This window comes from Ramlibacter tataouinensis TTB310, from assembly GCF_000215705.1.
Classification (GTDB): Bacteria; Pseudomonadota; Gammaproteobacteria; order Burkholderiales; family Burkholderiaceae_C; genus Ramlibacter; species Ramlibacter tataouinensis.
The window spans coordinates 4043899-4070193 of record NC_015677.1 but is presented as its reverse complement, the minus strand read 5'-3'; the positions used below and the strand labels follow the sequence as shown (position 1 = coordinate 4070193).

Genomic DNA, 26295 nt, shown 5'->3' with positions numbered 1-26295 from the left:
TTATCAAACCCTTATCCACACCGGCCTTTTCGCCCCGGCCGACCCGGGCTCCCGGGCCCGCGACCGGCCCCTTGCCTTGCTGGGCCTGGCCGATTGGACGATAATCGCGGGCTTTCCCGAGATCACCACAATGAAACGCACCTTCCAACCCTCCAAAGTGCGCCGTGCGCGTACCCACGGCTTCCTGGTCCGCATGAAGACCCGCGGTGGCCGCGCCGTCATCAACGCCCGCCGCGCCAAGGGCCGCAAGCGCCTGGCGGTCTGACCCCGCCACCGAGCGGGCAACCCCGCCAGTGCAGCGGCTCAAGACCCGGGCCCAGTTCCAGGCCGTGATGGCCGGCGCCACCGTCTCGCGCAGCCCGCACTTCGCCCTGCACCGCGTCGCGCTCGACGCACCACCGATCACAGGGTCTGGGTCCCCGGAAAGGTCCCAGACCCTGTTTGCCGTGCGCGACCAGGCCTGGATCGGCGCGCTGATCCCCAAGCGCTGGGCCAAGCGCGCCGTCACCCGCAACGCCATCAAACGCCAGATCTACACCGTGGCCCAGGATTTCCAGAGCGAACTGCCTGCCGCCGCCCACGTGGTGCGGCTGCGCGCGGCGTTCGACCGCGACCTGTACCCGAGCGCCACCTCCGACGCGCTCAAGCGCGCCGTGCGCGCCGAGCTCCAGCGGCTGCTGGCGGGGGCGCGGGCATGATCCGCGCCGCGCTCATCGCCCTGGTCAAGGGCTACCGGCTGCTGCTGTCGCCCTGGCTGGGGTCGGCCTGCCGCTTCTGGCCCACCTGCTCGGCCTATGCGCTGGGCGCGCTGGAGCGCCACGGTGCGCTGGCCGGCACTTATCTGGCGGCCGCCCGCATCGCACGCTGCCACCCCTGGTGCGATGGCGGCATCGATGAAGTACCGGTTGAGAAACCGCGGCTGTTCACCCATCTGGTCTCACCCTTCCAACACAACAAGTCTTCTTCATGAACGACATTCGCCGCACCATCCTGTGGGTGATCTTCGGCTTCTCCATGGTGCTGCTGTGGGACCAATGGCAGGTCCACAACGGCCGCCAGGCCACCTTCTTCCCCAAGCCCACGCCGCCGGCCGCCACCGCGCCGGCACCCGCGGGCGGCACGCCGGGTGCTGTGCCCGTGCCCGCACCCGCGGCGGCCCAGGCGCCGGGTGCCGGCGCCGCTCCCCCCGGTGCCGCGGCGCCCGCGCCCGCCGCACCGCGCGAGCAGGTGACCGTGACCACCGACGTGATGCGCATCACCTTCGACACCCAGGGCGGATCGATCGTGCGCACCGAGCTGCTGCAGCACGCGTCCGATTCCGTGGCCGACAAGAAGGCCGGCAACTTCGTGCTGCTGGAACAGAGCCCCGAGCGCGTGCACGTGGCGCAAAGCGGCCTGGTGGGCGGCGACCTGCCCAACCACCTGACGCCCATGACCTTCAGCGGCGAGCGCGAGCTCAAGGATGGCGCCAACCAGCTGGTGGCGCGCTTCGAATCCGTCCCGCAGGGCGGCGTGAAGCTGGTCAAGACCTACACCCTCACGCGCGGCAACTACGACGTGCCGGTGCGGCACGAGGTGATCAACCAGGGCACGGCCCCGGTGTCGCCGCAGCTCTACGTGCAGCTGGTGCGCGGCGCCGGCAGTTCGGGCGGCTCGTTCCTCACCAACCCCGCCGGCACCTTCACCGGCCCGGCCGTCTACACCGAGGCGCAGAAGTACCAGAAGGTGGAGTTCGAGGAGATCGACAAGAACAAGGCCGAGTTCCAGAAGGAGGCTACCAGCGGCTGGGTGGCCATGGTGCAGCACTACTTCGCCAGCGCCTGGATCCTGCCCGAGGGCACCGCGCGCGAGAACTTCGTGCGCAAGCTCGACAACAGCCTGTACGCGGTGGGCATGATCACGCCGCCGCAGCCCGTGGCGCCGGGCGCCGCGCAGGTCGTCGAGGCCAAGTTCTTCGCCGGCCCGCAGGAGGAGAAGATGCTCGAGCGCGTGGCGCCCGGGCTCGACCTGGTCAAGGACTACGGCATCTTCACCATCCTGGCCAAGCCGCTGTACTGGCTGCTGGACAAGCTGCACTCGGTCCTGGGCAACTGGGGCTGGTCCATCGTCGCCCTGGTGCTGGTGATCAAGATCGCCTTCTACTGGCTGCAGGCCAAGGGCTACGAGAGCATGGCCAAGATGAAGGCCATCAACCCGCGCGTGATGCAGCTGCGCGAGCGCTACAAGGACAACCCGCAGCAGATGCAGCAGGAGATGATGCGCATCTACCGCGAGGAGAAGGTCAACCCGCTGGGCGGCTGCCTGCCCATCCTGGTGCAGATCCCGGTGTTCATCGCGCTGTACTGGGTGCTGCTGTCGTCGGTGGAGATGCGCAACGCGCCCTGGATCGGCTGGATCCGCGACCTGTCCTCGCCCGACCCGTACTTCATCCTGCCGGTCGTGATGACGCTGACCACGCTGCTGCAGACCGCGCTGAACCCGGCCCCGCCGGACCCGATGCAGGCCAGGCTGATGTGGTTCATGCCGCTGATCTTCTCGGTGATGTTCTTCTTCTTCCCGGCCGGCCTGGTGCTGTACTGGATCACCAACAACGTGCTGTCGATCGCCCAGCAGTGGCTGATCAACACGCGCATGGGGGTGCCGCCGGAGTTCAACCTGCCGAAGTTCGGAGGGAGTTGAACGCTGGCGCCACGCGACCAGCCCATCGCCGCCATCGCCACGGCTCCCGGCCGCGGCGCGGTGGGCATCGTGCGCGTGTCGGGCCAAAGCGTGCAGCCGGTCATCGCCGCGCTGTGCGGCCGGGCGCTGAAACCGCGCGAGGCGACCTACCTGGCGTTCCGCGCCGCCGACGGCACGCCCATCGACCACGGCCTGGCCATCCACTTCCCGGCGCCGCATTCCTACACCGGCGAGGACGTGCTGGAGCTGCAGGCGCACGGCGGGCCGGTGGTGCTGCAGCTGCTGCTGGCGCGCTGCCTGGAGGCCGGCCAGGCCATGGGCCTGCGCGTGGCCGAGCCCGGCGAGTTCACCCAGCGCGCCTTCCTCAACGACAAGATCGACCTGGCCCAGGCCGAGGCCATCGCCGACCTGATCGACGCCAGCACCGAGGCCGCGGCGCGCAGCGCCAGCCGCTCGCTGGCCGGCGAGTTCTCGCGCGAGGTGCACCAGCTGCGCGACGCGCTGGTCCAGCTGCGCATGCTGGTGGAGGCGACGCTGGACTTCCCCGAGGAGGAGATCGACTTCCTGAAGCAGTCCGACGCCCAGGGCCAGCTGGACCGGCTGCGGGACCGGCTGGACCAGGTGCTGGCGCGCACCCGCCAGGGCGCGCTGCTGCGCGAGGGCATCCAGGTGGTGATCGCCGGCCAGCCCAACGCCGGCAAGAGCTCGCTGCTCAACGCCCTGGCCGGCGCCGAGCTGGCCATCGTCACGCCCATTCCCGGCACCACGCGTGACGTGGTCAGCCAGACCCTCCAGATCGAGGGCGTGCCGGTGCACGTGGTGGATACCGCCGGCATCCGCCCCCAGGGCGAAGGCGCCGACCCGGTGGAGCGGATCGGCATCGAACGGGCCTGGGGCCGCATCGCGCAGGCCGACGCGGTGGTGTTCCTGCACGACCTGACGCGGACGGCCCTCGCCGACTACCGGGCCGCCGACGAGGCGATCGCGCACAGCCTGCGCGAGAAGCTGCCGCAGGCGGTGCCGGTGATCGACGTCTGGAACAAGGCCGACGCGGCGGTTCCTCCCTCCCCCCCCGCCACCTCACTCACCCTCTCCGCCAAGACCGGCGCCGGCCTGGACCTCCTGCGCCGGCGCCTGCTCGAGGTGGCCGGCTGGCAATCCGCCCCCGAAGGCCTGTTCATCGCCCGCCAGCGCCACGTCCAGGCCCTGCGCCAGGTCGGGCAGCACCTGGCGCTGGCCGAGGCGCATCTGGCGCCGCAGGCCCTGGCCCTGGAGCTGCTGGCCGAGGAGCTGCGCCTGGCGCAGAGCGCGCTGGCGGCCATCACCGGCGAATTCACCGCGGACGACCTGCTGGGCGTCATCTTCTCCAGCTTCTGCATCGGCAAGTAGCGCGGACGCGCGGTTACAGGTTGCTCAGCCGGAGTTTCAGATGTAAACGCCGGTAAGTGCCGCTTGTGGGCGTCTCAGCGGTCTTTTAGTGTCGGCCCATGAACGCTCCGTTGCGCAGTCCCCTCCGGTTCGACGTGAACGGCCTGGTCCAGGCCATCATGCGCAACGGGACCCGCGACGCGTTCACGCCAGCGCTCAAGCCCATGCAATGGGAGGTGCTGGGCAGCTACCTGCAGCCCTTCGGCCTGACCCGGGCGCAGAAGCTGATCGATCAAGGCTCGGTGGACCGCACGCTGTACATGGTCGAGAGCGGCTCGCTGACCGTCCACCTCGAGGACGAGAAGGGCCGGGTACGCCTGGCGGTAGTGAGCGCCGGCTCGGCCGTGGGCGAAGGCGCTTTCTTCACCGGGCTGCCGCGCAACGCGACCGTGCAGGCGGCCGATGCCTGCAAGATCTGGAGCCTGACGCCCCTGCGCTTCACCGAGCTGTCCAACCGCAACCCCGCGATCGCGCTGGAGATCGCGATGGCGCTGGGTTCGCTGATCTCGCGCCGGCTGATCAACAAGCCCAAGCGGGTGGCGGTCACCTGAGCCGCAGTCAGGCCTTCTTCTTGCACACGCAACGGTGTTCGCGCCGTTTGCGCAGGTTCGCTGCTGACGCAGGGCCCTGGCAGGACGAGCGCGACAAAAAAGATGACGAATTGCGCCCCGTGCGCTGAGGGAAGGTTCACGATGTCCTTGTTCAGCTGGTTGACCAGGTCCAAGAATGCCGATGCCGGCGACAGCATGCTCGGAGACGGCCGCCGCGCTTCCAGCCGCAAGGGCGAGCGCTCGGCCCGGCGCGAGCTGCTGTACCTGGTGGTGCGCGACGCCATGATGCGCGCCGCCGTGCTTTCGGCCAGCTACAAGTTCAAGGTGCTGTCGCTGGACGGGCGCGGCCGGCAGTTCCTGGTGATGGTGGACCTGGCGCACGGCGCCGTGGACGACATGGCCCGGCTGGCCAAGGTGGAATCCGCCATCGTCCAGGGCGCCCGGACGCGGCACGACATCGCCGTTACCGCGGTCTACTGGCGCGCCGGCGAGCCGGCCGGCGTCGGCACGCCGGGCCCGCGCACGCCGCGCGAACCGTCCTCGCGGCCCATGCCGCTGGATTCGACGCCGCCCTCGGGCCCGGTCCCGCTGCAGGCCGATGCGCCTGCTCCCGCTGCTGCTGCCGCCACCGCCGCCGCCGCGCCGGCCCGCAAGGCCTCGTCGCGCTTCGAGCCCATCGCCGAAGACGAGGTCGCCGCCTTCAAGCAGGCCCTGGCCTCGGGCGTCGCCCGGCCCGCCGCGCCCAGGCAGGCCGCGCAGAACTACACCCTGCTCACCGGCTTCGAGGACACCGAGCTGGGCGATCCCAAGCTGCTCGGCTCGTCCCTGAGCGGAACCCAGTACGGCGACCTGCGCTAGCCGCGCAGCAGCTTCTCCTCCGCCAGCGCCAGCGACTCGGCGCGGCCGCACAGCACCAGCGTGTCGCCGTCGGCCAGCACCGGGTCGGCCTCCGGCAGCACCGTGCCGCCTTCCTGCCGGCGCAGGCTCACCACCCGCACGCCCATGGCGTGCAGCGCGAAATGCCCCAGCGCGCGGCCGGCCGCGCGCGCGCCCAGGGGCAGCGTGACGGTGGACAGGCGCTCGGCTTCCAGCTCGTCCGCCGTGTCGTCGTCGGCGCCGTGGAAGTAGCCGCGCAGCAGGTTGTAGCGGGCGTCGCGCTGCTCCTGCACGATGCGGATGACGCGGCGCATGGGCACGCCCACCAGCGCCAGCGCGTGGCTGGCCAGCATCAGCGAGCCCTCCAGCGCCTCGGGCACCACCTCGGTGGCGCCGGCGGCCTGCAGCTTCTCCAGGTCGTGGTCGTCGCTGGTGCGCACGATCACCGGCACCTGGGGCGCGTGCGCGCGGGTGTGGGCCAGCACCTTCATGGCCCCGGCGGTGTCCAGGTAGGTCACCACCACCGCGCTGGCACGCGCCAGGCCCGCGGCCGCCAGCGACTGCAGCCGCGCCGCGTCGCCGAACACCACCGAGTCGCCGGCGGCGGCGGCGTGGCGCACCCGGTCGGGGTCCAGGTCCAGCGCCATGTAGGGGATGCCCTCGCGCTCGAGCATGCGCGCCAGGTTCTGGCCGCAGCGGCCGTAGCCGCAGATGATCACGTGCTTGTTGGCGTTGATGGACTTGCGCGCGATGGTGGTCATCTGCAGCGACTGCTGCAGCCATTCGCCGGCCACCAGCTTCATCACGATGCGGTTGCTCCACATGATGATGAAGGGCGTGGCCAGCATGGAGATCACCATGCTGGCCAGCACCGGGTTGAGCAGCTCCGGCCGCACCAGGCCGTTCTGCGCCGCCAGGGTCAGCAGCACGAAGCCGAACTCGCCGGCCTGCGCCAGGTACAGCCCGGTGCGCAGCGACACGCCCATGGAGGCGCCGAAGCCGCGCGCCAGCAGGGTCACCAGGGCCAGCTTGAACAGCAGCGGTGCCGACAGCAGCAGCAGCACCAGGCCCCAGCGCTGGCCCACCAGGCGCCAGTCCAGCATCATGCCGATGGTGATGAAGAACAGGCCCAGCAGCACGTCGTGGAACGGCCGGATGTCGGTCTCCACCTGGTGCTTGTACTCGGTCTCCGAGATCAGCATGCCGGCGATGAAGGCGCCCAGCGCCAGCGACAGCCCCGCCAGCTCGGTCAGCCAGGCCAGGCCCAGCGTGATCAGCAGCAGGTTCAGCACGAACAGCTCCTCGCTCTTGCGCCGCGCCACCAGGGTGAGCCACCAGCGCATCAGCCGCTGCCCGCCCACCAGCAGCAGCAGCACCAGGCCGGCCGCCTTGAGCGTGGCCAGGCCCAGCGCCGCCAGCAGCGTCTCGGGCTTGCTGCCCAGGGCCGGGATCAGCACCAGCAGCGGCACGACGGCCAGGTCCTGGAACAGCAGCACGCCCATCACGCGCTTGCCGTGCTCGGACTCCAGCTCCAGCCGCTCGGCCATGAGCTTGATCACGATGGCGGTGCTGCTCATGGTCAGCGCGCCGGACAGGGCCAGCGCCGTCTGCCAGCTCATGCGCCAGAACGAGGGCAGCAGCCATGCGAGCACCAGGCTGCCGACGGTCCCCAGCAGGATGGTCAGCACCACCTGGAACAGGCCCAGCCCGAACACGTGGCCGCGCATGGCGCGCAGCTTGGGCAGGTTGAATTCCAGCCCGATCACGAACATCAGGAACACCACGCCGAACTCGCCCAGGTGGCGCACCGCCTCGGCGTCCTGGCTCAGGCCCAGGGCGTTGGGGCCGATCAGCACCCCCACCGCCAGGTAGCCCAGCATGGGCGGCAGCCTGAGCGAGCGGCAGGCCACCACGCCGAGCACCGCGGCCAGCAGGTACAGCAGCGTGAGCTCCAGCGTGGACATGGGGTGGATGCTAAGCGAAGCCCCAACCGTAGAATCCCGCGGATGACCGCATCGACAGCCTTCGGACAGGCCGCGGCGACGGGCACGGCACCGGCCTTCGACGCCGCCCGCGCCCTCGCGCTCGCGCAGGAAACCTTTGACATCGAGGCCGCCGCCGTGCTGGGGCTCAAGGCGCGCACCGGCGCCGCCTTCGCCCGGGCCGTCGAGGCCATGCTGGCCGTGACCGGCCGCGTGGTCGTGATGGGCATGGGCAAGAGCGGCCACATCGGCCGCAAGGTGGCGGCCACGCTGGCCTCCACCGGCACGGCGGCGATGTTCGTGCACCCGGCCGAGGCCAGCCACGGCGACCTCGGCATGATCAAGCCGGCGGACCTGGTGCTGGCCATCTCCAACGGCGGCGAGAGCGACGAGATCACCGCCATCCTGCCGGTGCTCAAGCGCCTGGGCGCGCCCCTGGTGGCCATGACCGGCAACGCGCAGTCCACCCTGGCGCGCCACGCCGACATCGTGCTGGACAGCGGCGTCGCGAAGGAGGCCTGCCCGCTCAACCTGGCGCCCACGGCCAGCACCACCGCCCAGCTCGCGCTGGGCGACGCGCTGGCCGTCGCGCTGCTGGACGCGCGCGGCTTTCGCACCGAGGATTTCGCGCGCTCGCACCCCGGAGGCGCCCTGGGTCGCAAGCTGCTGACGCACCTGCGCGACGTGATGCGCGCGGGCGGCGCCGTGCCGCGCGTGGGCGCGGACACGCCTTTCACCGAGCTGATGCGCGAGATGAGCGCCAAGGGCCTGGGCGCCTCGGCCGTGGTGGACGGCGAGGGCCGCGTGCTGGGCATCTTCACCGACGGCGACCTGCGCCGCCTGGTCGAGAAGGGCCGGGACCTGCGCGGGCTGACGGCGCGCGAGGTGATGCATCCCAACCCCCGCGGCGTCATCCGCGACGACGTGCTGGCGGTGGAGGCGGCGGAACTGATGGAAAAGCACCGCATCAACAGCGTGCTGGTGATCGACGACCAGGGCCGGCTGTGCGGCGCCGTGAGCAGCAACGACCTGATGCGCGCGAAAGTCATTTGAGAACATGACCCCCGCCCTGCAGTTCGACCCGGCCCTGCTGCTCGCCGCGCAGGGCGTGCGCGTGGCCTTCTTCGACGTGGACGGCGTGCTGACCGACGGCGGCCTGTACCTGTCGGCCGAGGGCGAGGCCCTCAAGCGCTTCAACATCCTTGACGGCCTGGGGCTCAAGCTGCTGCAGCAGGCGGGCATCACGCCGGTGGTCATCACCGGGCGCGACTCGCCCGCGCTGCGCGCCCGGCTGGCCGCCCTGGGCATCACCCGCGTGCACTACGGCACCGAGGACAAGGCGCCAGCCGCCGAGCAGACGCTGGCGGCGCTGAGCCTGGGCTGGCACGAGGCGGCCGCCATCGGCGACGCACTGGCCCGACCTGCCGGTGCTGCGGCGCTGCGCGTTCGCGGCCGCGCCGGCCAACGCCCACGCGGAGGTCCGCGCCGCGGTGCGCTACGTGACGGCGGCCGCCGGCGGCGGCGGCGCGGCGCGCGAGTTCTGCGACCTGCTGCTGGTGGCCAGCGGGCGCTATGCCGGCCTGCTGGAGCGCTACGCGTGAGGGCGGCCCTGCGCCCCGCCGGCCTGGCCGGGCGCCTGCGCACGGCCTGGGACCGCGCCGCGCTGTACCTGCCGGCCGTGATCATGGGCATGATGGCGCTGGGCACCTACTGGCTGGCGCGCAACACGCCCACCTTCCAGGCGCCGGCCGCGCAGCGCCCCCTCACGCACGAGCCCGACTACTTCATGCGGCGCTTCTCCCTGCGCACCTTCGACGCCGGCGGCCGCCTCAAGAGCGAGATCTTCGGTACCGAGGGGCGCCACTACCCGGACACCGACACGCTGGAGATCGACCAGCCGCGCATCCGCTTCTTCAACGAGCAGGGCGAGCTGACCACCGCCACCGCCCGGCGCGGCATCTCCAACGGCGACGGCACCGAGGTGCAGCTGGTCGGCGACGCGGTGGTCACGCGCGAGGCGGGCACGGGCCCCGGCGGCAGTCCGCAGCCGCGCATGCAGGTGCGCGGCGAGTTCCTGCACGCCTTCCTGGATACCGAGCGCGTCACCTCGCCCAAGCCGGTGGTGCTGGTGCGCGGCAGCGACCAGTTCACCGCCGACAGCCTGGACTACGACAACCTGGACCGCGTGATGGAGCTGCGCGGCCGGGTGCGCGGCACGCTGCAGCCGGGCGGCGCGGCGGCGGGCGGCGATGCGCGGTGAAGGGCCCTGGATGAAGGGCCTGCGGTGAGCCGGCTGGTCTTCATCACCGGGGCCTCCAGCGGCATCGGCCAGGCGCTGGCGGCGCGCTATGCGCAGGCCGGCTGGCGGCTGGCCCTGGCGGCGCGCCGCACCGGCGAGATGCAGGCCTGGGCCCTGGCGCAGGGGCTGGGCGCGGACCGCTGCGCCGTCTACGGCGCGGACGTGGCCGACACCGCCGGCATCGTGGCGGCCGGCCAGGCCTGCATCGCCGCGCAGGGCCTGCCCGACGTGGTGGTCGCCAACGCCGGCATCAGCATCGGCGTGGACACCGCGGTGCGCGAGGACCTGGAGGTCATCGCCCAGACCTACGCCACCAACAACATCGGCCTGGCCGCCACCTTCCACCCCTTTGTCGAACCGATGGCGCGGCGCGGCAGCGGCACCCTGGTGGGCATCGCCAGCGTGGCCGGCATGCGCGGCCTGCCGGGCCATGGCGCCTACTGCGCCAGCAAGGCCGCGGTGATCAGCTACTGCGAGAGCCTGCGCGGCGAGCTGCGCGCCAGCGGCGTGCGGGTGGTGACGATCAGCCCCGGCTACATCGACACGCCGCTGACGCGGCAGAACCGCTACGCCATGCCCTTCCTGATGCCGGCGGACGCCTTTGCCGACCGGGCGTTCCGCGCCATCGCGGCGGGCGCCAGCCACCGCTTCATCCCCTGGCAGATGGGCGTGGTGGCCCGGCTGCTGCGCCTGCTGCCCAACCCGGTGTTCGACCGGCTGCTGGCCGGCCGCCCGCGCAAGCACCGCCGCGGCGAGGCGGGCTGACTTCTCCGCTGCTCTCCCCGCGGCGTCAGCGGTCGTCGCCGGCGCGGAACACGATGAAGGTGTTCATCAGGAAGTTGGCGACGAAGGCGATGCCCACCCCGCCCACCTTGGCCAGCGTGGGGTGCACCGGCAGCGCGCCCGCGATGGCCCAGGTGACGCCGGCGTTGATCGCCAGCCCCACGCAGGCGAACAGCAGGAACAGCGCCGCGCGCCGCAACGAGCGCCATTGGCGCCGGTAGACCCACAGCGACGACAGCGTGTAGTTCACCACCGCCGCCACCAGGAAGCTCAGCACGGCGGGCCACAGCACACCGGAGAACTGCGGCGCGAGCAGGTGGAAGCCGCCGATGTCCACCACGGCGGCCAGCCCGCCGGTCATGAGGTAGCCCAGCGCCTGGCGCGCCAGCCGCGGCAGGCCGCCGCCCATGGGGGGCATGGCCGCCGGGCCGCCGGTGGGGGCCGTGGCCTTCATGCCGCGGCGGGCACCGGCGATGACGCCAGCAGCGGCTGGAACACCGGATCGTCGTAGCGGCGGAAGGTGGGGACCGTGGGGTGCGGCTCGCGCGATCGGATCAGCGCGCGCACGCCGGCCCGATCGGCCACGGCAGCGTCGCGGTCGAAGCGATCGCCCACCATCAGCGTGCGCGACGGCGCCACGCCGGTGGCGCGCAGGATGGCCAGCAGTCCGGTGGGGTCGGGCTTGAGCCTGGCCACCGCCGCGTCGCAGGCGCTCACCACCGGCTGGGCCGCCAGGCCCAGCGCCTGCAGCTTGGCGACGGCCGGGTAGTCCGAGAACACCGCCACCTGCTTGCCCGCGGCGCGCAGGCCGGCGAACACGGCGTCCACGTGCGGGTAGCGCGCGGCGGCCAGCAGGTCGAGCGGGCGCGTCTCCATCCAGTCGGTGGCCAGCCGCTCGACCTGCTCGGGCGCGCAGCCGTGCAGCCGTGCGGTGCGGCTGTACTGCTCCACCAGGAAGTTGACGCCGGCCTCCTCGCCCAGCTGCTCGCGCACCCGGCGGAAGCTGCGCAGGACGCGCAGCGTCTGCAGGCTGCGCGTGCGCAACGTGTGGCCGAGCAGGCGCCGCAGCATCGCCAGGCGCAGCCGGCGCTGGTCGTACAGCGTGCCGTCCACGTCGAAGACGACGAGGTCCACCCCGGACCAGTCGATGCGCGCCGGCGCCGCCCCTTGCGAAGAAGAAGCGGTGTCCTGCATCAGCGGCGGTTCTCGGTCACGGTGATGTAGTGCGGCTCGGTGAAGCCCTGCAGCGCGGGGATGTTGACGAAGCTCAGCACCACCAGGGCCACCACGGTGGCGCCGCTGATCACCATCAGGCGCTTCTCGCGGAACAGCTTCTCGGGCTTCTGCGCCACCGAACCGCTGCGCATGGACAGGCCCAGGTAGTGAGCGAACATGGCGATGATCAGCGGGCAGGCGATCAGGTACTCGATGCGGTACTTGACCAGGAAGAAGCCGATCAGCAGCAGGGCCAGCAGCGCATAGACGAACACCGAGATGGTCAGCCGCTCCTCGGTGTAGTGCTGGAACGAGCGGCGATAGCGGTGCAGCACGCCCACGCCGGGGCCGGCCGCGATCTCGCGGTACTCGGACAGGCGCTTGGCGCCCATCAGGAAGGCGCCGCCCATCCAGTAGGCCAGCAGCAGGGAGGCGGGCGCCACCGAGCCATGCTCGATCATGCCCCAGCCCAGCATCAGCCGGATCGGGTTGTTCAGCGACTCGGACAGCACGTCCAGGTAGGCCTTGTCCTTGGAGCGGATCGGCCGGACGTTGTAGATCACGCCCGACAGCCAGAACAGCAGGGTGGTGACGAAGAACACCGGTCCCACCAGCCAGCCGAGCGCGATGCCGGCGAGGCTGCAGAAGGCATAGCCGCCATACACCGGCAGCGCCGACATCTCCATGTTGACCGCGGGGCGCTTGGACTTGTCGGGATGGAAGGCGTCGAACTCACGGTCCAGCCACTCGTTGATGATGTAGTTGGCCGAGGCGATCAGCACCGCGCTGCCGAAGCCCAGCAGGATGTTCAGCCAGACGCCTTCCAGCGACGGGTCGCGCAGCACCCACGCCAGCACCAGGCCGGGCAGGATGAAGACGTGCTTGGTCATGTGGTCCAGCCGGGCCATCTTCAGGTAGTCGCTGAAGCGGGCGCGCGTGTCCGGCGCCGCGGTGGATGAAGGGATGGCACTGCTCATGAAGCGGATCCTTGAAGTGAAGTGGTCGAAGAGGGGTTGAGGGAAGGCGGCGGGGAAGCCGCGGCGGTGGTCTCGGTCGGGCGGCGCGCATAGGCCAGCGCCAGCGCCGACAGCGCCAGGAAAGGCAGCAGCCAGATCACGCGCGCCTGGAAGCGGTCCGCCGACGAGGCCAGGCTGGCGCACACGAGGGCGTTGAGGGCGATACCGGCCAGCGTGATCCAGAGGAAATCGGCAAAGCGCCGCGGCTCGGCTGCCGGGGACAGCGCCCCGGCCGAGGACGCGCGGCGCCACCACCACAGCAGCGCCAGCACGGCCGCGGCCGTGCTCAGGTAGGTGGCCGCGCTCAGCCACTGGTTGTAGCGGGGGTTGTAGGCGCCGCGGCTGGCGCGCATGCCGGCGTACAGCGAGGGCGGCACGCGGCCTTCGTACATGGCCAGCTCGCGCGGGCCGTAACCCCAGATGTCCACCCGGAACAGCGCAAGCTGTCGCAGCACGTCCGCCGCCACGCCCGCCGCCACGCCTGCCGGGTCGTGGCGCACCACGTCGGCCACGAAGCGCAGCTGCTCGGCCGCCATGCGGCGCTTGCCGGCGGCGTCGGCGAGCGCGAAGGCGCCCTTGTTCGGGTCGGTGGAGAACAGGAAATCGTCCCAGGCGGTCGGGTAGTTGGCCAGGAAGGCGCAGGCCTCGTAGCCGGCCCGCGGGCAGTTGCGCCGCAGGTAATCGGTGCCGGGGCCCATGTCGACCAGGCGCGCCATGGGGTGCGGCATGCGCAGCGGCGGCGCACCCACTGCCCGGGTCACGGCCTGGTTGAACACCCACTCGGCCGCCACCGCCGCGACGATGCAGGCGCCCGCCACCGCGAAGGCCGCCCCGGGCAGGTGCTTCCAGCGGCGGGTGGACAGCCGCGCCAGCAGCCCCACCCCCAGCAGGGCCGCGGCGATGACGACATGGCTGGCGTGCGCGCACAGGCCGAACAGCAGCAGCAGCGACAGCGCGATGCGGTCGGCCCGTCCCAGGCGCTGCCAGTAGGCGGCCAGTGTGGCCATGGCCAGGATGCCCAGCCCGGCGAAGATGTCCGGCATCAGGAAACCGGTGTAGGCCGCCAGCGGCGTGAGCAGCCCCAGGGCCGCCACCGTGCCCAGCAGGTGCCGCGTCCCCAGCCCCCACAGCCGCACCATCAGCAGCTGCAGCAGGTAGGCCACGCACAGCGCCTGCAGCGCCACGGTCAGCCACAGGCTGCCCGCCAGGTGGCTGGCGTACAGCAGGGCGCCGTAATAGACCGAGCGGCCGGCCAGCACCACCTTGTCCTCCACCGAGGTCAGGCCCTTGGGCCTGGCGGCGTCGGCGGCCTGCGGGGTGGATGCCGGCGCATCGGCGGCGGGCGCCGGCTCGGCAGGCAGCCAGGGTGCCACCCGTCCGCCCAGCGCCTTGCCCGCGCCCATTTCAGCGCCGCGCAGGTAAGTCGGCGTGTCGGGATACAGCAGGGGCTGGCCATTCCACACGGCCGCCAGGCACAGCAGGCAGGCGGCCGCCAGCACGGCCCACCCGCCGGCGATCCGGGAGTGCAGGCGCAGGCTCATGCGATGCGAACCCGTGGGTTAGCAGCCGCCCGTGCTGAGGTCGTGAAGGAAGGGCTGCACATCAGGGGGTTTGGGACAGATTGTTTCGAGTTGGAACAATCTATCCACTCTCAGCCGCGGCGATGTCAGACGATGCGGATGACGTACGTAGGAAGCGCCTGCTTGTGCTGCGCTTTTGATAGCGGCGGTTTCTGGGGCGGCGGAGCCCGTTGCTCCCCGACGCTCCCAAAGAAAAAGCGGGGCTTTGCCCCGCTTTGATGCTGATCTTTGTACGGTCGCTGATCAGTAGCTGTTGCCGCCGCGGCCGCCGCCGCGCGGACCCGAGCCGTAGGGGCTGCGGAAGCCGCCGTCATTGCCACCGCGGCCACCGCCACCGCCGCCGTAACCGCCGCCGCCACCGCTGCGGCCGCCACCGCCACCGCCACTACCACCACCACCGTAGCCGCCACCACCGCCGCCGCCGTAACCACCACCGCTGCCACCGCCACCGTAGCCGCCGGTGCGCGGACGCGATTCCATCGGGCGGGCTTCATTGACCACCACGCTGCGGCCGCCCAGCGGCTGGCCGTTCATGCCGTTGATGGCGGCCTGGGCCTCGGCATCGCTGCCCATCTCGACGAAGCCGAAGCCCTTGGAGCGGCCGGTGTCGCGCTCCATCATGACCTTGGCGCTGGACACCGCGCCGAACTGGCTGAAGGCCTGCTCCAGGTCACTGTCGCGCACCGAGTAGGGCAGGTTGCCCACGTAAAGTTTGTTGCCCATGAAATAGGGACTCCTAAAGAAACACTAAGACCTTAAGCGATGGAGTCCCGAAAGCGCATTCGACCAACCAGCGACGCGAAAAGTGACCTGTTCACCGCAATCCTGCGTGACACTGCTTAACCCACGCCCGGTAATTATGAAACAGATATCCGGGGGGTATGCAAGACCTTTGCGGCCGCCGCGCCCATGAAAAAAGGGCCATGTAGGCCCTTTGGTTGAGTCACCGCGCGGTGCGCGGCCTGTCCATGGATCAGTAGCCGCCGCGGCCACCACCGTAGCCGCCGCCACCGCCGCCGCCGCTGCGGCCACCACCGCCACCATAGCCGCCGCCACCACCGCTGCGGCCACCGCCGCCGCCGAAACCACCACCGCCGCCGCCGGTGCGCGGCTCCATCGGACGGGCCTCGTTGACGACCAGGCCGCGGCCGCCGATCTGCTGGCCGTTCATGCCTTCGATGGCGGCCTGCGCCTCGGCCGGGCTGCTCATCTCGACGAAGCCGAAGCCCTTGGAGCGGCCGGTGTCGCGCTCCATCATGACCTTGGCGCTGGAGACGGTGCCGAACTGGCTGAACGCCTGCTCCATGTCACTGTCGCGGTAGGAATAGGGCAGGTTGCCCACGTAAAGTTTGTTGCCCATGAAGGCTCCTAGGAAAAAACGCGGAAATAGCGATGGAGCCGGGACGCAATCACAAACTCAAAACTTCATTCGAAGACGCGAAACTGACCAAACACCGCAAACGGTGCCGCTTGCGCGGCCCCGTGATTATGGGCCATGAGCGGGCTTCGCGCTGCCAGGGCTCCGGCGGCGGGCGACCCGCTGCCGAGCAGGCCCGGGCCGCGGGTACCATGGCGCCCCCCATGGAAGCCTTCCTCCTTTCCACCGGCATCGTGGCCCTTGCCGAGATGGGCGACAAGACGCAGCTGCTGTCCCTGGTGCTGGCCGCCCGCTTTCGCCGCCCCTGGCCCATCCTGGGCGGCATCCTGACCGCCACCCTGGCCAACCACGCCCTGGCCGGCGCGGCCGGCGCCTGGGTCACCACCTGGCTGGGGCCCCAGCTGCTGCGCTGGCTGCTGGCCGCCTCCTTCGTCGGCATGGCGGTGTGGATGCTGGTGCCCGACAAGCTCGATGCCGACGACGCGCCGCGGTCGCCGCGCGGTAGCGTGTTCGTCGCCACCCTGGTGGCGTTCTTCCTGGCGGAGATGGGCGACAAGACGCAGATCGCCACCGTGATGCTGGCCGCGCAGTACACCGGCTGGACCGCGGTGGTGGTGGGCACCACGCTGGGCATGATGCTGGCCAACGCGCCGGTGGTCTGGTTCGGCGAGCGCGTGATGCGGCGCGTGCCGGTGCGGGCGGTGCACGTGGTCTCGGCCCTGATCTTCCTGGCGCTGGGCGTGGGAGTGCTGCTGGGCTGGAGCTGAAGCCCGGCGGCGCGGCTATACTGCCGCCCAGCGCCGATTTGCTTCCGCTTGCGGGCGCTTAACCAAGTTCAGCTAAAGACGAAGCGCCTGCAGCAGCCCGGCCTCGTGTTTAGCGAGCCGGGTTTTTTGTTGCCGCCGACCCATCGCCCATGACCCTGAACGCCGTCCCGCAGTCCATGCACTTCGACGCGCCGCTGGCCCTGCAAAGCGGCGCGTCCATGGCCGGCTACGACCTGGCCTACGAGACCTACGGCAGGCTCAACGCCGACCGCAGCAACGCGGTGCTGGTGTGCCACGCGCTCAACGCCTCGCACCATGTGGCCGGGGTGTACGAGGGCCAGCCCGGCTCCGAAGGCTGGTGGGACACCATGATCGGCCCGGGCAAGCCGCTGGATACCGAGCGCTTCTTCGTCATCGGCGTCAACAACCTGGGTTCGTGCTTCGGCTCCACCGGGCCCATGCACGCCAACCCCGCCACCGGCCGGCCCTGGGGCGCCGACTTCCCGGTGGTGACCGTGGAGGACTGGGTCGATGCCCAGGCACGCCTGCTGGACGCCCTGGGCATAGCCAGCCTGGCCGCCGTGATGGGCGGCAGCCTGGGCGGCATGCAGGCGTTGTCCTGGACGCTGCAGTACCCGCGTCGCGTGCGGCACGCGGCGGTGATCGCCAGCGCGCCCAACCTCACGGCCGAGAACATCGCCTTCAACGAGGTGGCGCGCCGGGCCATCGTCACCGACCCGGATTTCCACGGCGGCCACTTCTACCGGCACGGCGTGGTGCCCAAGCGCGGCCTGCGCATCGCCCGCATGATCGGCCACATCACGTACCTGAGTGACGACGTGATGAACGAGAAGTTCGGAAGACAGCTCAGGGACGGCATCGACCTGCGGTACACCACGCAGGACATCGAGTTCCAGATCGAGAGCTACCTGCGCTACCAGGGCGACAAGTTCAGCGAGTACTTCGACGCCAACACCTACCTGCTGATCACGCGCGCGCTGGACTACTTCGACCCGGCGCGCGCGCACGGCGGCAGCCTGGCCAAGGCCCTGGCCACCGCCACCGCCGACTTCCTGCTGGTGAGCTTCACCACCGACTGGCGCTTCCCGCCGGCGCGCAGCCGCGAGATCGCCAAGGCGCTGCTGGACAACCGGCGGCGCGTCAGCTACGCCGAGATCGACGCACCCCACGGCCACGACGCCTTCCTGCTGGAGGACGCGCGCTACCTGGCCGTGGTGCGCGCGTACTTCGACCGCATCGCCGCGGAGTTCAGTGCATGAGCGACCGTCCCTTGATGCAGACCATCGCCCGCATGGTGCCGCCGGGCTCGCGCGTGCTGGACCTGGGCTGCGGCGACGGCGCCCTGCTCCATCTGCTGCAGCGCGAGCGCGGCTGCAGCGGCTACGGCGTGGAGATCGCCGACGCCAACGTGCTGGCCTGCGTCAGGCGCGGGGTCGACGTGATCCAGCTGAACCTGGAAGAGGGCCTGGCCATGTTCGACGACGACTCGTTCGACGTGGTGCTGCAGATCGACACCCTGCAGCACCTGCGCAATGCCGAGACCATGCTGCGCGAGACGGCCCGGGTGGGCAAGGTGGGCATCGTGGCCTTCCCCAATTTCGCCCACTGGCCCAACCGGCTGGCCGTTGCCCGCGGCCGCATGCCGGTGACCAAGCGCCTGCCCTACCAGTGGTACGACACGCCCAACATCCGCGTGGGCACCTACAAGGACTTCGAGGTGCTGGCCACCCGCAACCGCCTGTCGCTGCTGGACGCCTTCGGCATGCAGGAGGGACGCGAGGTGCGCCTGCTGCCCAACCTGCGCGCCGGCACCGCGGTGTTCCGCTTCGAGCGGGGTTGAGGTAGCATCCGCGGCAACGGGAATTCAGCCTCCCGGTCCCCTCGGATAGACGGTGTCCCGTCCAAGCGCTGGCAACTCGACTTGGGAATTGCGCTCATGGACACCGTTTCACCTGACCCATCCATTTCTCCCGCAGAACTCGCCGCCCGGCTGGGCCGCGCCGATGCGCCGCTGGTGCTGGACGTGCGCCGCGCGGCCGCCTTCGCGGCCGGCGACCGGCTGGTCGCCGGCACGCAGCGCTGCGACCCTGTGGATCTCCCCGCGTTCGCGCGGGAGCATGCGCCGCGCGAGGCGGTCGTCTACTGCGTGTACGGCCACGAAGTGAGCCGTGACGCCGCCCAGGCGCTGCGCGACGCCGGCTGGAACGCGCGCTACCTGGCCGGCGGTTTCGAAGGCGGCCAGGACGGCGTGGACGCGCCGCAGGACATCGTCCGGTGGCGCAGTAAGGCGCCGCCGCGCCTGCGCAAGCGCCCCGACCTGGGCGTCACCGGCGAGCGGCCGTCGCGCTGGATCACCCGGGCCCGGCCCAAGATCGACCGCGCCGCCTGTCCCTGGCTGATCCGGCGCTTCATCGATCCCGGTGCGCAGTTCTTCTACGTGCCCGAAGACCAGGTGTTCGGGCAGGCGCGGCAGCTGGGCGCCGTGGCCTTCGACATCGAGGGCGCGCCCATCAGCCACGAGTGGGAACGCTGCAGCTTCGACGCCCTGCTGCGCGCCTTCGAGCTGCAGGCGCCGGGGCTGGACACGCTGGCCGCCATCGTGCGCGGCGCCGACACCAGCCGCCCGGCGCTGGCGCCGCAGTCGGCCGGCCTGCTGGCGCTGTCGCTGGGCCTGTCGCGCCTGCACGCGCAGGACGACCAGGCGATGCGGGCGGCCGCCGAGCCGCTGTACGACGCCTTGTACGAATGGTGCCGTGCCGGCCAGGACGAGCGCCACAGCTGGCAGGCCCACGCGGTGGCGGCGGCATGAGCGCGGTCGCGGCGACCGAAACGCAGTCACCGCCGCCCGCGGTGCCCTTCGCGCAGGCCCTGCGCTTCTGGCTCAGGCTGGGCTTCATCAGCTTCGGCGGGCCGGCCGGGCAGATCGCGATCATGCACCGCGAGCTGGTGGAGCAGCGGCGCTGGATCTCCGAGCGGCGCTTCCTGCATTCCCTCAACTACTGCATGCTGCTGCCCGGCCCCGAGGCGCAGCAGCTGGCCACCTACATCGGCTGGCTGATGCACCGCACCTGGGGCGGCGTCGCGGCCGGCGCGCTGTTCGTGCTGCCCTCGCTGTTCATCCTGATCGCGCTGAGCTGGGTCTACCTGCGCTTCGGCGACGTGCCGCTGGTGGCCGGCCTGTTCTACGGCATCAAGCCGGCGGTGGCGGCCATCGTGCTGCACGCGGTGTGGCGCATCGGCAGCCGCACGCTGCGCTCGCCGCGGCGCACGCCGGCGCTGTGGGCCATCGCGCTCCTGAGTTTCCTCGCCATCGCGGTGCTGGGGATCCCCTTCCCCTGGGTGGTGCTGGGCGCGGCGCTGGCGGGCTGGGCGGGCGCGCGCTGGGCGCCCGGGCAGTTCAGCATCGGCGGCGCGCACGGCGGACCGGCCGCGGGAAAGACCTGGGGCCCGGCGCTGATCGACGACGACACGCCCACGCCGCCACATGCGCGCTTCAGCCGCGCCCGCCTAGGTACCGTGGTCGTGGCCGGCGCCGTGCTGTGGGCGGCTCCGATGGGGCTGCTGGTGGCGGCCCAGGGAGCGCAGGGCACGCTGGCGCAGATGGGCTGGTTCTTCACCAAGGCCGCGCTGCTGACCTTCGGCGGCGCCTATGCGGTGCTGCCCTACGTGTACCAGGGCGCGGTCGAGCACTTCCAGTGGCTGACCGGCCCGCAGATGATCGACGGCCTGGCACTGGGCGAGACCACGCCGGGCCCGCTGATCATGGTGGTGGCCTTCGTCGGTTTCGTCGGCGGCTGGGCCAAGCAGGTGCTGGGGCCGGAGGCGCTGTTCCTGGGCGCGGCGCTGGCCGCCTGCGTGGCCACCTGGTTCACCTTCCTGCCGTCCTTCCTGTTCATCCTGGCCGGCGGGCCGCTGGTGGAGTCCACGCACGGGCAGCTGAAGTTCACCGCGCCCCTGACCGCCATCACCGCCGCGGTGGTGGGCGTGATCGCCACGCTGGCCCTGTTCTTCCTCGCGCACATCGCCCGGCCGCAGGGCGGCGGGGGCGTGGACCTGGCGGCGCTGGGGCTGGCGCTGCTGGCCGCGGTGGCGCTGTTCCGCTTCAAGGCCGGCGTCATCCCGGTGATCCTGGGCTGCGCGCTGGCGGGGCTGGCGCTGCGACTGCTGGGCTGGGCGTAGGCGCGTGCGCGGCTATGCTTGCCGCCATGAACATCCTGATCACCGGCGGCAGCGGCTTCCTGGGCGCCCGGCTCGCCCGCACCCTGCTGCAGCAAGGCTCGCTGTCCCTGCGCGGCGCGCCGGCCCGGCGCATCGAGCGCATCACCCTGACCGACATCGCGCCGCCACCGGCCGACCTGGCGGCCGACGCCCGCGTCACGCACGTGGGCGGCGACCTGCTGGAGCTGCTGGCGGCGCGGCGCTTGCCTGGAGCGGGCACGGATGCCGTGTTCCACCTGGCCGCCGCCGTGAGCGGCGAGTGCGAGGCCGATTTCGACCTGGGCATGCGCAGCAACCTGGCGGCCACCCAGGCGCTGCTGGAGGCCTGCCGCGCCCTCGGCAGCCGGCCGGTGCTGGTGTTCGCCAGCTCGCTGGCGGTGTTCGGCAAGCTGCCGGGCCAGCCGTTGCCCGAGCCGATCGAGGACCAGACCCTGCCCACGCCGCAAAGCAGCTACGGCATCCAGAAGTTCGTCTGCGAGCAGCTGGTGGCCGATTACGCGCGCAAAGGCTTCTTCTTCGGCCGCAGCGTGCGGCTGATGACGGTGAGCGTGCGGCCGGGCCGGCCCAACGGCGCGGCCTCGGGCTTCCTGTCCGGGATGATCCGCGAGCCGCTGGCCGGGCTGAAGGCGGCCGTGCCGGTGCCCGCAGCCACGCCGGTGGCCCTGGCCTCGCCGGCCCGCACCGTGGAAGGCCTGCTGCGCGCCGCCGAGGCCCCGGACGCCGACTGGGGCCCGCTCATCGCGCTGAACCTGCCGTCGCTGCGCACCAGCGTGGGCGAGATGGCGGCGGCGCTGGAGACGGTGGCCGGGCGCGAGGCCACGGCGCTGCTGGACTGGACGCCCGACGCCGCCATCGGGCGCCTGGTCAGCACCTGGCCCGGTGACATCCAGTGGGACCGCGCCCGCGCCCTGGGTCTGCGGGCCGACGCGAGCTTCGAGGCGGTGGTGCGCGACTACATCCGCGAGAACCCGCAGGCCGTGAAGCTGCCGGTGAAATGAGCGCGGGGGCCCTGAAACTCGGCTGTATCGCCGACGACTTCACCGGCGCCACCGACCTGGCCAACAACCTGGTGCGCGCCGGCATGCGCGTGCTGCAGGCCAACGGCGTGCCGGCGCAGCCCCTGGAAGGCGAGGTCGATGCCGTGGTGGTGGCGCTGAAGTCGCGCACCATCCCGGCCGCCGACGCCGTGGCGCAGTCGCTGGCGGCGCTGCGCTGGCTGCAGGCCCAGGGCGCCGGCCAGGTCTACTTCAAGATCTGCTCCACCTTCGACAGCACGCCGGCCGGCAACATCGGCCCGGTGACCGAGGCGCTGATGGACGCGCTGGGCTGCGGCTTCACCATCGCCACGCCGGCCTTCCCCGACAACGGCCGCACGGTGGTCAAGGGGCATCTGTTCGTGGGCGACGCGCTGCTGAACGAGTCCGGCATGCAGAACCACCCGCTCACCCCCATGACCGATGCCAACCTGGTGCGGGTGCTGCAGGCCCAGTGCCCCCGCCGGGTCGGCCTGATCGACCACCGCGTGGTGGCGCGCGGCCCGCAAGCCATCCGCGATCGCATGGCCGAACTGCGCGCCCAGGGCGTGGGCATCGCCATCGCCGACGCCCTGTCCAACGACGACCTGCTGCGCCTGGGCGCCGCGGTGGCCGGGCTGCCGCTGGTGACCGCCGGCTCCGGCCTGGCCATCGGCCTGCCCGCCAACCACGGCCTGGCGCCCTCGGGCCAGGCCAGCGCGCTGCCGCCCGCGCAGGGGCTGCAGGCGGTGGTGTCGGGCAGCTGCTCGCTGGCCACCCAGCGGCAGGTGGCGCACTTCATCGCCGCCGGCCGTCCCGCGTTCGCCGTCGACCCGCTGCGCATCGCCGCCGGCGAGGACGTGGCCGGCGAGGCGCTGGCCTGGGCCGCGCCGTGCCTGCCGCAGGGGCCGGTGCTGGTCTATTCCACCGCCGCGGCCGAGCAGGTGAGGGCGGTGCAGTCCCGCTTCGGCACGGCGCAGGCCGGCGAGCGCATCGAAGGCGCGCTGGCCGCCGTCGCCCGCGGCCTGGTGGAGCGCGGCGTGGGCCAGCTGGTGGTGGCGGGCGGCGAGACCTCGGGCGCCTGCGTGCAGGCGCTGGGGGTGGCCCAGATGCGCATCGGCCCGCAGATCGACACCGGCGTGCCCTGGTGCCACGCCTGGACGGGTGCCGCGCGGGACACGGGCCTGCACCTGGCGCTGAAGTCCGGCAACTTCGGCGGCGAGGATTTCTTCAGCCGCGCCTTCCAGGGGCTGCGGTGAACGAGTCGCTGGCGCGCGAGGAGATCTGCCGTGTCGGCCAGAGCCTGTTCGCGCGCGGCTATGTGCATGGCACGGCCGGCAACATCAGCATGCGGCTGGACGACGGCGGCCTGCTGATCACGCCCACCGACGCCTGCCTGGGCTGGCTCGACCCAGCGCAGCTGGCGCGCCTGGACGCCGACGGCCGGCAGACCGGCGGCCTGCCGGCCAGCAAGACGGCGGCGCTGCACACACGCATCCACCGGGCCGCGGGCGGCTTCGATCCCGGCACCCGCTGCGTCATCCACACCCACAGCACGCACTGCGTGGCCCTGAGCCTGCGCGCTGCGGGCGAAGAGCTGCTGCCCGCGCTGACCCCTTACTTCGTGATGAAGGTCGGCCGCGTGCCGGTCATCCCCTACCATCGCCCCGGTGCGCCCGAGGCGGCCGAGGCCGTGGCCCGGGCGATCGAGCGCTACGGCCGCGCCGGCCGGCCGCTGCGCGCCGTGATGCTGGCGCGGCTGGGCCCCAACGTGTGGCAGGCCAGCCCGGCCGCCGCCATGGCGGTGCTGGAGGAGCTGGAGGAGACCGCGCGGCTGGCGCTGCTGGCGCCCGGCACCGTGCCGCTGGACGAGCCGCAGATCGAGGAATTGCGCCAACGCTTTGGCGCGCGCTGGTAAGGACCGACCCATGCCCCGCTTCGCCGCCAACCTGTCCATGCTCTACCCCGAGCTGGCCTTCCTGGACCGCTTCGAGGCCGCCGCGCGCGACGGCTTCGAGGGGGTGGAGTACCTGTTCCCCTACGACTGGGAGCCGGCCGAACTGGCGGCGCGGCTGGAGGCGCACGGGCTGCAGCAGGTGCTGTTCAACGCGCCGCCGGGCGGCGGCGGCCGGCGCGAGGCCATCGCCCAGGCCTGGGCCGCCGGCGACAAGGGGCTGGCCTGCGTGCCGGGACGCGAAGCCGAGTTCCGCGAGGGGCTGGCGCTGGCGCTGCGCTATGCCCAGGCCCTGGCCTGCCCGCGCGTCCACGTCATGGCCGGGCTGGTGCCGGCCGGCGACACGCGCGAGGGCGTGCGCGCCACCTACGTGGCCAACCTGCGCCGGGCCGCCCGCCAGGCGGCCCAGGCCGGCGTGGCGCTGCTGGTCGAGCCCATCAACACGCGCGACATCCCGGGCTTCTTTCTCAACCGCCAGGACCATGCGCACGAGCTCATCGGGGAGATCGGCGAGCCCAACGTGCAGGTGCAGATGGACCTGTACCACTGCCAGATCGTTGAGGGCGATGTGGCGATGAAGATCCGCCAGTACCTGCCCACCGGCCGGGTCGGCCATTTCCAGATCGCCGGCGTGCCGCAGCGCCACGAGCCGGACCTGGGCGAACTCCACCACCCCTACCTGTTCGGCGTGATCGACGAGGTGGCCACGCAGTGCGGCTGGCAGGGCTGGGTGGGCTGCGAGTACCGGCCGGCGCGCGGCGCGGTCGCCGGTGGCACCACGGCCGGGCTGGGCTGGCTGCGCGCCGCGCGGGCGGCTAGCCCGGCTTCTTCATGACGTTGATGCTGCCGTCGGCCTCCAGGATGGCCATGCGCATGTCCTGGACGTCGCAATCGGCCGATCGCAGCGCCTTTTCCACGTCGGCCACCGGCACCCGCTGGCGCTTGAGCACGTCCTCGTAGATCACCCCGTCGCGGCCCACCAGCACCGGCGCGCCCTGCAGCAACCGGTCGGCCTTGTCGCTGCGCGAGGTGACCACCGCCATCACCATGTTCAGCACCACCAGCGTGGCAGCGACGATCAGGCCGCCCAGCAGGGACTCGTCGCCGCCGCTGAGCGCGTCGCTCACCGCCTCGGACAGCAGCATCACCACCAGCAGGTCGAACGGCGTGAACTGCCCGACCGTGCGCTTGCCGGTCAGCCGCACCATGACCATCAGCGCCGCATACACCGCGGCTGCGCGGACCACGAACTCCCACCAGGGAAGCTGCAGGTCCAGCATGGGACGCCGGATCAGACCGTGACGATGATGTCGCTGCCGTCGAGAAGCTGCTCGACCTTGGCGGCGCAGGTGCCGACCTCTGCCACGGCGTTGCGCAGCTGTTCCTCGCTGCAGCCGAACCGTTTGATCCACCAGCTCACTTCACGCGGGTTTTCGAGTTCGATGACGTTGCGCTGTGCGGGGATGGATTCGAAGACAAAGGCCATGGTGATGACTCCCGGTGTGCGTTGTATGGATCGCATTGGAAGGCAAAGCATGTGCGTGCCATGACCGAACAGGACGAAACCAGATGTCATCCCTCTCCTACTGCAAGCTCCTGTTTCGGGAGCGAGATGCGAGCCGTGGCGTGGGCTGCAGCCCTTTTCTTCGACAAGCTGGCTCAGCCGCTAAAGCGCCTGATGAGCTCCAGCGCGGCGGCCGGCGCGCGCTCCTTGGCGCCGTTGATGAAGAACACGAACACGTCGCGCGGACCCGGCAGGGGCGCATCGCCGCGCGCCCAGGCCTGCGCCCCGGCCGCCCAGGCGTCCAGCGCCTCGCGCGGGTAGCCGCTGGCCCGATGCGCCTCGCTGCGCATCAACCTCAGGTACGCGAACGGTGCGTCCGCGTCGGCGATGGCCGGGAACTTGGGCGAATCGGTGTGCACCGTCACGTAGCCATGGCGCCGCGCCAGCGCCAGGTAATGGGGCGTGGCGAAGCTCTCGTGCCGCACGTCGAGCACGTGGCGCAGGGGCCGGTCGCCCACCGCCGCCGGCAGCAAAGCCAGGAAGGCCTCGAAGTCCACGGGTCGAACACCTGGGTCGGCATGAACTGCCAGACGATGGGGCCCAGCTTGTCGCCCAGCTCGGCGATGCCGCTGTCGACGAAGCGCCGGATCGAGTCGCCCGCGCCGGCGAGCTCGCGCCGGTGGGTGGCGAAGCGCGTGGCCTTGAGCGAGAACACGAAGCCCTCGGGCGTCTCGTCGCGCCACCTGGCGAAGGTGGCCGGCTTGAAGGTGCTGTAGTAGGTGCCGTTGACCTCGATGGCGGTGAGCCGGCGGCTGGCGTGGTGCAGCTCCTGCGCATGCGGCAGGCCGTCGGGGTAGAAGTTGCCGCCGCGCCAGGGCTCGTAGGTCCAGCCGCCGATGCCAACGTGGATGCGCCCGCCTTGGCCGGCGCCGCCGGAAGCGGTTTCTGCAGGGTTCATGGTGCGGCCTCCATGCCCCACTCTAGCGCGGCCATCGGCGTGGGCGTAAAGTGTGGCGCTCTCTCCGCGTACC

The 26295-nt window shown here is 71.5% G+C and carries 28 protein-coding genes and 2 pseudogenes; 20 read left to right on the top strand and 10 right to left on the bottom strand.

What is annotated here, in order from left to right; translation table 11 throughout:
* The first annotated feature begins 130 nt into the window (after positions 1-130).
* The 7 genes from rpmH to RTA_RS19525 all read left to right on the top strand — a co-directional run bounded on the left by rpmH (position 131) and on the right by RTA_RS19525 (position 5516).
* Positions 131-265: a 50S ribosomal protein L34 gene (gene rpmH / locus RTA_RS19555; RefSeq protein ID WP_013903168.1), complete on the top strand. Its 135-nt coding sequence runs from the start codon at positions 131-133 to the stop codon at positions 263-265.
* A 28-nt stretch (positions 266-293) separates the two neighbouring features.
* Positions 294-698 (top strand): ribonuclease P protein component, encoded by a 405-nt coding sequence (locus RTA_RS19550; protein WP_013903167.1) that lies wholly within the window; start codon positions 294-296, stop codon positions 696-698.
* Complete coding sequence (yidD, locus tag RTA_RS19545; protein ID WP_013903166.1) at positions 695-970, top strand: membrane protein insertion efficiency factor YidD; 276 nt, start codon at positions 695-697, stop codon at positions 968-970. The genes RTA_RS19550 and yidD overlap by 4 nt, the downstream gene beginning before the upstream one ends.
* On the top strand, positions 967-2679 hold the full coding sequence (yidC, locus tag RTA_RS19540) for a membrane protein insertase YidC (protein WP_013903165.1): 1713 nt from the start codon (positions 967-969) through the stop codon (positions 2677-2679). The genes yidD and yidC overlap by 4 nt, the downstream gene beginning before the upstream one ends.
* A 3-nt stretch (positions 2680-2682) precedes the next feature.
* The gene (mnmE, locus tag RTA_RS19535) at positions 2683-4068 is read left to right on the top strand and encodes a tRNA uridine-5-carboxymethylaminomethyl(34) synthesis GTPase MnmE (RefSeq protein ID WP_041675791.1); all 1386 of its coding nucleotides are present in this window, start codon (positions 2683-2685) and stop codon (positions 4066-4068) included.
* A gap of 98 nt (positions 4069-4166) precedes the next feature.
* The gene (locus RTA_RS19530) at positions 4167-4658 is read left to right on the top strand and encodes a Crp/Fnr family transcriptional regulator (RefSeq protein ID WP_041675789.1); all 492 of its coding nucleotides are present in this window, start codon (positions 4167-4169) and stop codon (positions 4656-4658) included.
* Positions 4659-4799: 141 nt separating this feature from the next.
* Positions 4800-5516 (top strand): hypothetical protein, encoded by a 717-nt coding sequence (locus RTA_RS19525; RefSeq protein ID WP_013903162.1) that lies wholly within the window; start codon positions 4800-4802, stop codon positions 5514-5516.
* Here the strand turns inward: RTA_RS19525 and RTA_RS19520 are convergent.
* On the bottom strand, positions 5513-7498 hold the full coding sequence (locus tag RTA_RS19520; protein WP_013903161.1) for a monovalent cation:proton antiporter family protein: 1986 nt from the start codon (positions 7496-7498) through the stop codon (positions 5513-5515). The two genes, RTA_RS19525 and RTA_RS19520, sit on opposite strands and share 4 nt — an antisense overlap.
* Positions 7499-7540: 42 nt before the next feature.
* Between RTA_RS19520 and RTA_RS19515 the strand changes: the two genes are divergently transcribed.
* The 4 genes and pseudogenes from RTA_RS19515 (at position 7541) to RTA_RS19505 (ending at position 10580) form a co-directional block, all read left to right on the top strand.
* On the top strand, positions 7541-8569 hold the full coding sequence (locus RTA_RS19515) for a KpsF/GutQ family sugar-phosphate isomerase (RefSeq protein ID WP_013903160.1): 1029 nt from the start codon (positions 7541-7543) through the stop codon (positions 8567-8569).
* 4 nt (positions 8570-8573) lie between these two features.
* Positions 8574-9117: pseudogene (locus tag RTA_RS20875) on the top strand (KdsC family phosphatase).
* Between the two features lie 23 nt (positions 9118-9140).
* Positions 9141-9776, top strand: coding sequence for an LPS export ABC transporter periplasmic protein LptC (gene lptC / locus RTA_RS20870; RefSeq protein WP_041676620.1), 636 nt, complete (start codon positions 9141-9143; stop codon positions 9774-9776).
* A 24-nt stretch (positions 9777-9800) separates the two neighbouring features.
* Positions 9801-10580 (top strand): SDR family oxidoreductase, encoded by a 780-nt coding sequence (locus tag RTA_RS19505; RefSeq protein ID WP_013903158.1) that lies wholly within the window; start codon positions 9801-9803, stop codon positions 10578-10580.
* Positions 10581-10605: 25 nt separating this feature from the next.
* Here RTA_RS19505 and RTA_RS19500 read toward each other — a convergent pair whose 3' ends face one another.
* The 6 genes from RTA_RS19500 to rbp (RTA_RS21395) form a co-directional block, all read right to left on the bottom strand.
* Positions 10606-11052 carry a GtrA family protein gene (locus RTA_RS19500; protein WP_049871345.1) on the bottom strand — a complete coding sequence of 149 codons (447 nt, stop codon included), beginning with the start codon at positions 11050-11052 and terminating at the stop codon, positions 10606-10608.
* On the bottom strand, positions 11049-11792 hold the full coding sequence (locus RTA_RS19495) for an HAD family hydrolase (RefSeq protein ID WP_013903156.1): 744 nt from the start codon (positions 11790-11792) through the stop codon (positions 11049-11051). Before RTA_RS19495 ends, RTA_RS19500 begins: the two co-directional genes overlap by 4 nt.
* The gene (locus tag RTA_RS19490; RefSeq protein ID WP_013903155.1) at positions 11792-12790 is read right to left on the bottom strand and encodes a UbiA prenyltransferase family protein; all 999 of its coding nucleotides are present in this window, start codon (positions 12788-12790) and stop codon (positions 11792-11794) included. Before RTA_RS19490 ends, RTA_RS19495 begins: the two co-directional genes overlap by 1 nt.
* Positions 12787-14370, bottom strand: a complete 1584-nt coding sequence (locus RTA_RS19485) for a hypothetical protein (protein WP_013903154.1) — start codon at positions 14368-14370, stop codon at positions 12787-12789. The genes RTA_RS19490 and RTA_RS19485 overlap by 4 nt, the downstream gene beginning before the upstream one ends.
* A gap of 282 nt (positions 14371-14652) precedes the next feature.
* Complete coding sequence (gene rbp / locus RTA_RS19480) at positions 14653-15132, bottom strand: RNA-binding regulator (protein ID WP_013903153.1); 480 nt, start codon at positions 15130-15132, stop codon at positions 14653-14655.
* Positions 15133-15382: 250 nt separating this feature from the next.
* Positions 15383-15769 carry an RNA-binding regulator gene (rbp, locus tag RTA_RS21395; protein ID WP_013903152.1) on the bottom strand — a complete coding sequence of 129 codons (387 nt, stop codon included), beginning with the start codon at positions 15767-15769 and terminating at the stop codon, positions 15383-15385.
* A gap of 221 nt (positions 15770-15990) precedes the next feature.
* On the opposite strand from rbp (RTA_RS21395), the gene RTA_RS19470 reads away from it, so the two are divergent.
* From RTA_RS19470 to otnI, 9 genes are all read left to right on the top strand, one after another.
* Positions 15991-16554, top strand: a complete 564-nt coding sequence (locus RTA_RS19470) for a TMEM165/GDT1 family protein (protein ID WP_041675788.1) — start codon at positions 15991-15993, stop codon at positions 16552-16554.
* Between the two features lie 149 nt (positions 16555-16703).
* A complete protein-coding gene (gene metX / locus RTA_RS19465) occupies positions 16704-17834 on the top strand; it encodes a homoserine O-succinyltransferase MetX (protein WP_013903150.1) in 1131 nt (376 codons plus the stop codon).
* Positions 17831-18415, top strand: a complete 585-nt coding sequence (metW, locus tag RTA_RS19460; protein ID WP_013903149.1) for a methionine biosynthesis protein MetW — start codon at positions 17831-17833, stop codon at positions 18413-18415. The genes metX and metW overlap by 4 nt, the downstream gene beginning before the upstream one ends.
* Positions 18416-18511: 96 nt before the next feature.
* Complete coding sequence (locus RTA_RS19455) at positions 18512-19384, top strand: chromate resistance protein ChrB domain-containing protein (protein ID WP_013903148.1); 873 nt, start codon at positions 18512-18514, stop codon at positions 19382-19384.
* Positions 19381-20754 (top strand): chromate efflux transporter, encoded by a 1374-nt coding sequence (chrA, locus tag RTA_RS19450; protein WP_013903147.1) that lies wholly within the window; start codon positions 19381-19383, stop codon positions 20752-20754. The genes RTA_RS19455 and chrA overlap by 4 nt, the downstream gene beginning before the upstream one ends.
* A 26-nt stretch (positions 20755-20780) precedes the next feature.
* On the top strand, positions 20781-21791 hold the full coding sequence (gene denD / locus RTA_RS19445; RefSeq protein ID WP_041676618.1) for a D-erythronate dehydrogenase: 1011 nt from the start codon (positions 20781-20783) through the stop codon (positions 21789-21791).
* Complete coding sequence (gene otnK, locus RTA_RS19440) at positions 21788-23065, top strand: 3-oxo-tetronate kinase (protein ID WP_013903145.1); 1278 nt, start codon at positions 21788-21790, stop codon at positions 23063-23065. The genes denD and otnK overlap by 4 nt, the downstream gene beginning before the upstream one ends.
* On the top strand, positions 23062-23724 hold the full coding sequence (locus RTA_RS19435; RefSeq protein WP_013903144.1) for a class II aldolase/adducin family protein: 663 nt from the start codon (positions 23062-23064) through the stop codon (positions 23722-23724). The genes otnK and RTA_RS19435 overlap by 4 nt, the downstream gene beginning before the upstream one ends.
* A gap of 10 nt (positions 23725-23734) precedes the next feature.
* Entirely contained in the window at positions 23735-24595 is an 861-nt protein-coding gene (gene otnI / locus RTA_RS19430; protein ID WP_013903143.1) for a 2-oxo-tetronate isomerase, read from the top strand.
* Here the strand turns inward: otnI and RTA_RS19425 are convergent.
* From RTA_RS19425 to RTA_RS19415, 3 genes and pseudogenes are all read right to left on the bottom strand, one after another.
* Positions 24576-25040 carry a DUF421 domain-containing protein gene (locus tag RTA_RS19425; protein ID WP_013903142.1) on the bottom strand — a complete coding sequence of 155 codons (465 nt, stop codon included), beginning with the start codon at positions 25038-25040 and terminating at the stop codon, positions 24576-24578. The genes otnI and RTA_RS19425 overlap by 20 nt on opposite strands.
* Before the next feature lie 11 nt (positions 25041-25051).
* Positions 25052-25246, bottom strand: a complete 195-nt coding sequence (locus tag RTA_RS19420) for a DUF3606 domain-containing protein (protein ID WP_013903141.1) — start codon at positions 25244-25246, stop codon at positions 25052-25054.
* Positions 25247-25419: 173 nt separating this feature from the next.
* Positions 25420-26222 (bottom strand): annotated as a pseudogene (locus tag RTA_RS19415) (DUF72 domain-containing protein).
* Positions 26223-26295: the final 73 nt, after the last annotated feature.

Bases quoted from the DNA above. Each gene is read 5' to 3' on its own strand.
- rpmH (WP_013903168.1), top strand. From the start codon at position 131: ATGAAACGCACCTTCCAACCCTCCAAAGTGCGCCGTGCGCGTACCCAC.
- yidD (WP_013903166.1), top strand. From the start codon at position 695: ATGATCCGCGCCGCGCTCATCGCCCTGGTCAAGGGCTACCGGCTGCTG.
- yidC (WP_013903165.1), top strand. From the start codon at position 967: ATGAACGACATTCGCCGCACCATCCTGTGGGTGATCTTCGGCTTCTCC.
- RTA_RS19530 (WP_041675789.1), top strand. From the start codon at position 4,167: ATGAACGCTCCGTTGCGCAGTCCCCTCCGGTTCGACGTGAACGGCCTG.
- RTA_RS19525 (WP_013903162.1), top strand. From the start codon at position 4,800: ATGTCCTTGTTCAGCTGGTTGACCAGGTCCAAGAATGCCGATGCCGGC.
- RTA_RS19520 (WP_013903161.1), bottom strand. From the start codon at position 7,498: ATGTCCACGCTGGAGCTCACGCTGCTGTACCTGCTGGCCGCGGTGCTC.
- RTA_RS19515 (WP_013903160.1), top strand. From the start codon at position 7,541: ATGACCGCATCGACAGCCTTCGGACAGGCCGCGGCGACGGGCACGGCA.
- RTA_RS19500 (WP_049871345.1), bottom strand. From the start codon at position 11,052: ATGAAGGCCACGGCCCCCACCGGCGGCCCGGCGGCCATGCCCCCCATG.
- RTA_RS19495 (WP_013903156.1), bottom strand. From the start codon at position 11,792: ATGCAGGACACCGCTTCTTCTTCGCAAGGGGCGGCGCCGGCGCGCATC.
- RTA_RS19490 (WP_013903155.1), bottom strand. From the start codon at position 12,790: ATGAGCAGTGCCATCCCTTCATCCACCGCGGCGCCGGACACGCGCGCC.
- RTA_RS19485 (WP_013903154.1), bottom strand. From the start codon at position 14,370: ATGAGCCTGCGCCTGCACTCCCGGATCGCCGGCGGGTGGGCCGTGCTG.
- rbp (WP_013903153.1), bottom strand. From the start codon at position 15,132: ATGGGCAACAAACTTTACGTGGGCAACCTGCCCTACTCGGTGCGCGAC.
- rbp (WP_013903152.1), bottom strand. From the start codon at position 15,769: ATGGGCAACAAACTTTACGTGGGCAACCTGCCCTATTCCTACCGCGAC.
- RTA_RS19470 (WP_041675788.1), top strand. From the start codon at position 15,991: ATGGAAGCCTTCCTCCTTTCCACCGGCATCGTGGCCCTTGCCGAGATG.
- metX (WP_013903150.1), top strand. From the start codon at position 16,704: ATGACCCTGAACGCCGTCCCGCAGTCCATGCACTTCGACGCGCCGCTG.
- metW (WP_013903149.1), top strand. From the start codon at position 17,831: ATGAGCGACCGTCCCTTGATGCAGACCATCGCCCGCATGGTGCCGCCG.
- RTA_RS19455 (WP_013903148.1), top strand. From the start codon at position 18,512: ATGGACACCGTTTCACCTGACCCATCCATTTCTCCCGCAGAACTCGCC.
- chrA (WP_013903147.1), top strand. From the start codon at position 19,381: ATGAGCGCGGTCGCGGCGACCGAAACGCAGTCACCGCCGCCCGCGGTG.
- denD (WP_041676618.1), top strand. From the start codon at position 20,781: ATGAACATCCTGATCACCGGCGGCAGCGGCTTCCTGGGCGCCCGGCTC.
- otnK (WP_013903145.1), top strand. From the start codon at position 21,788: ATGAGCGCGGGGGCCCTGAAACTCGGCTGTATCGCCGACGACTTCACC.
- otnI (WP_013903143.1), top strand. From the start codon at position 23,735: ATGCCCCGCTTCGCCGCCAACCTGTCCATGCTCTACCCCGAGCTGGCC.
- RTA_RS19425 (WP_013903142.1), bottom strand. From the start codon at position 25,040: ATGCTGGACCTGCAGCTTCCCTGGTGGGAGTTCGTGGTCCGCGCAGCC.
- RTA_RS19420 (WP_013903141.1), bottom strand. From the start codon at position 25,246: ATGGCCTTTGTCTTCGAATCCATCCCCGCACAGCGCAACGTCATCGAA.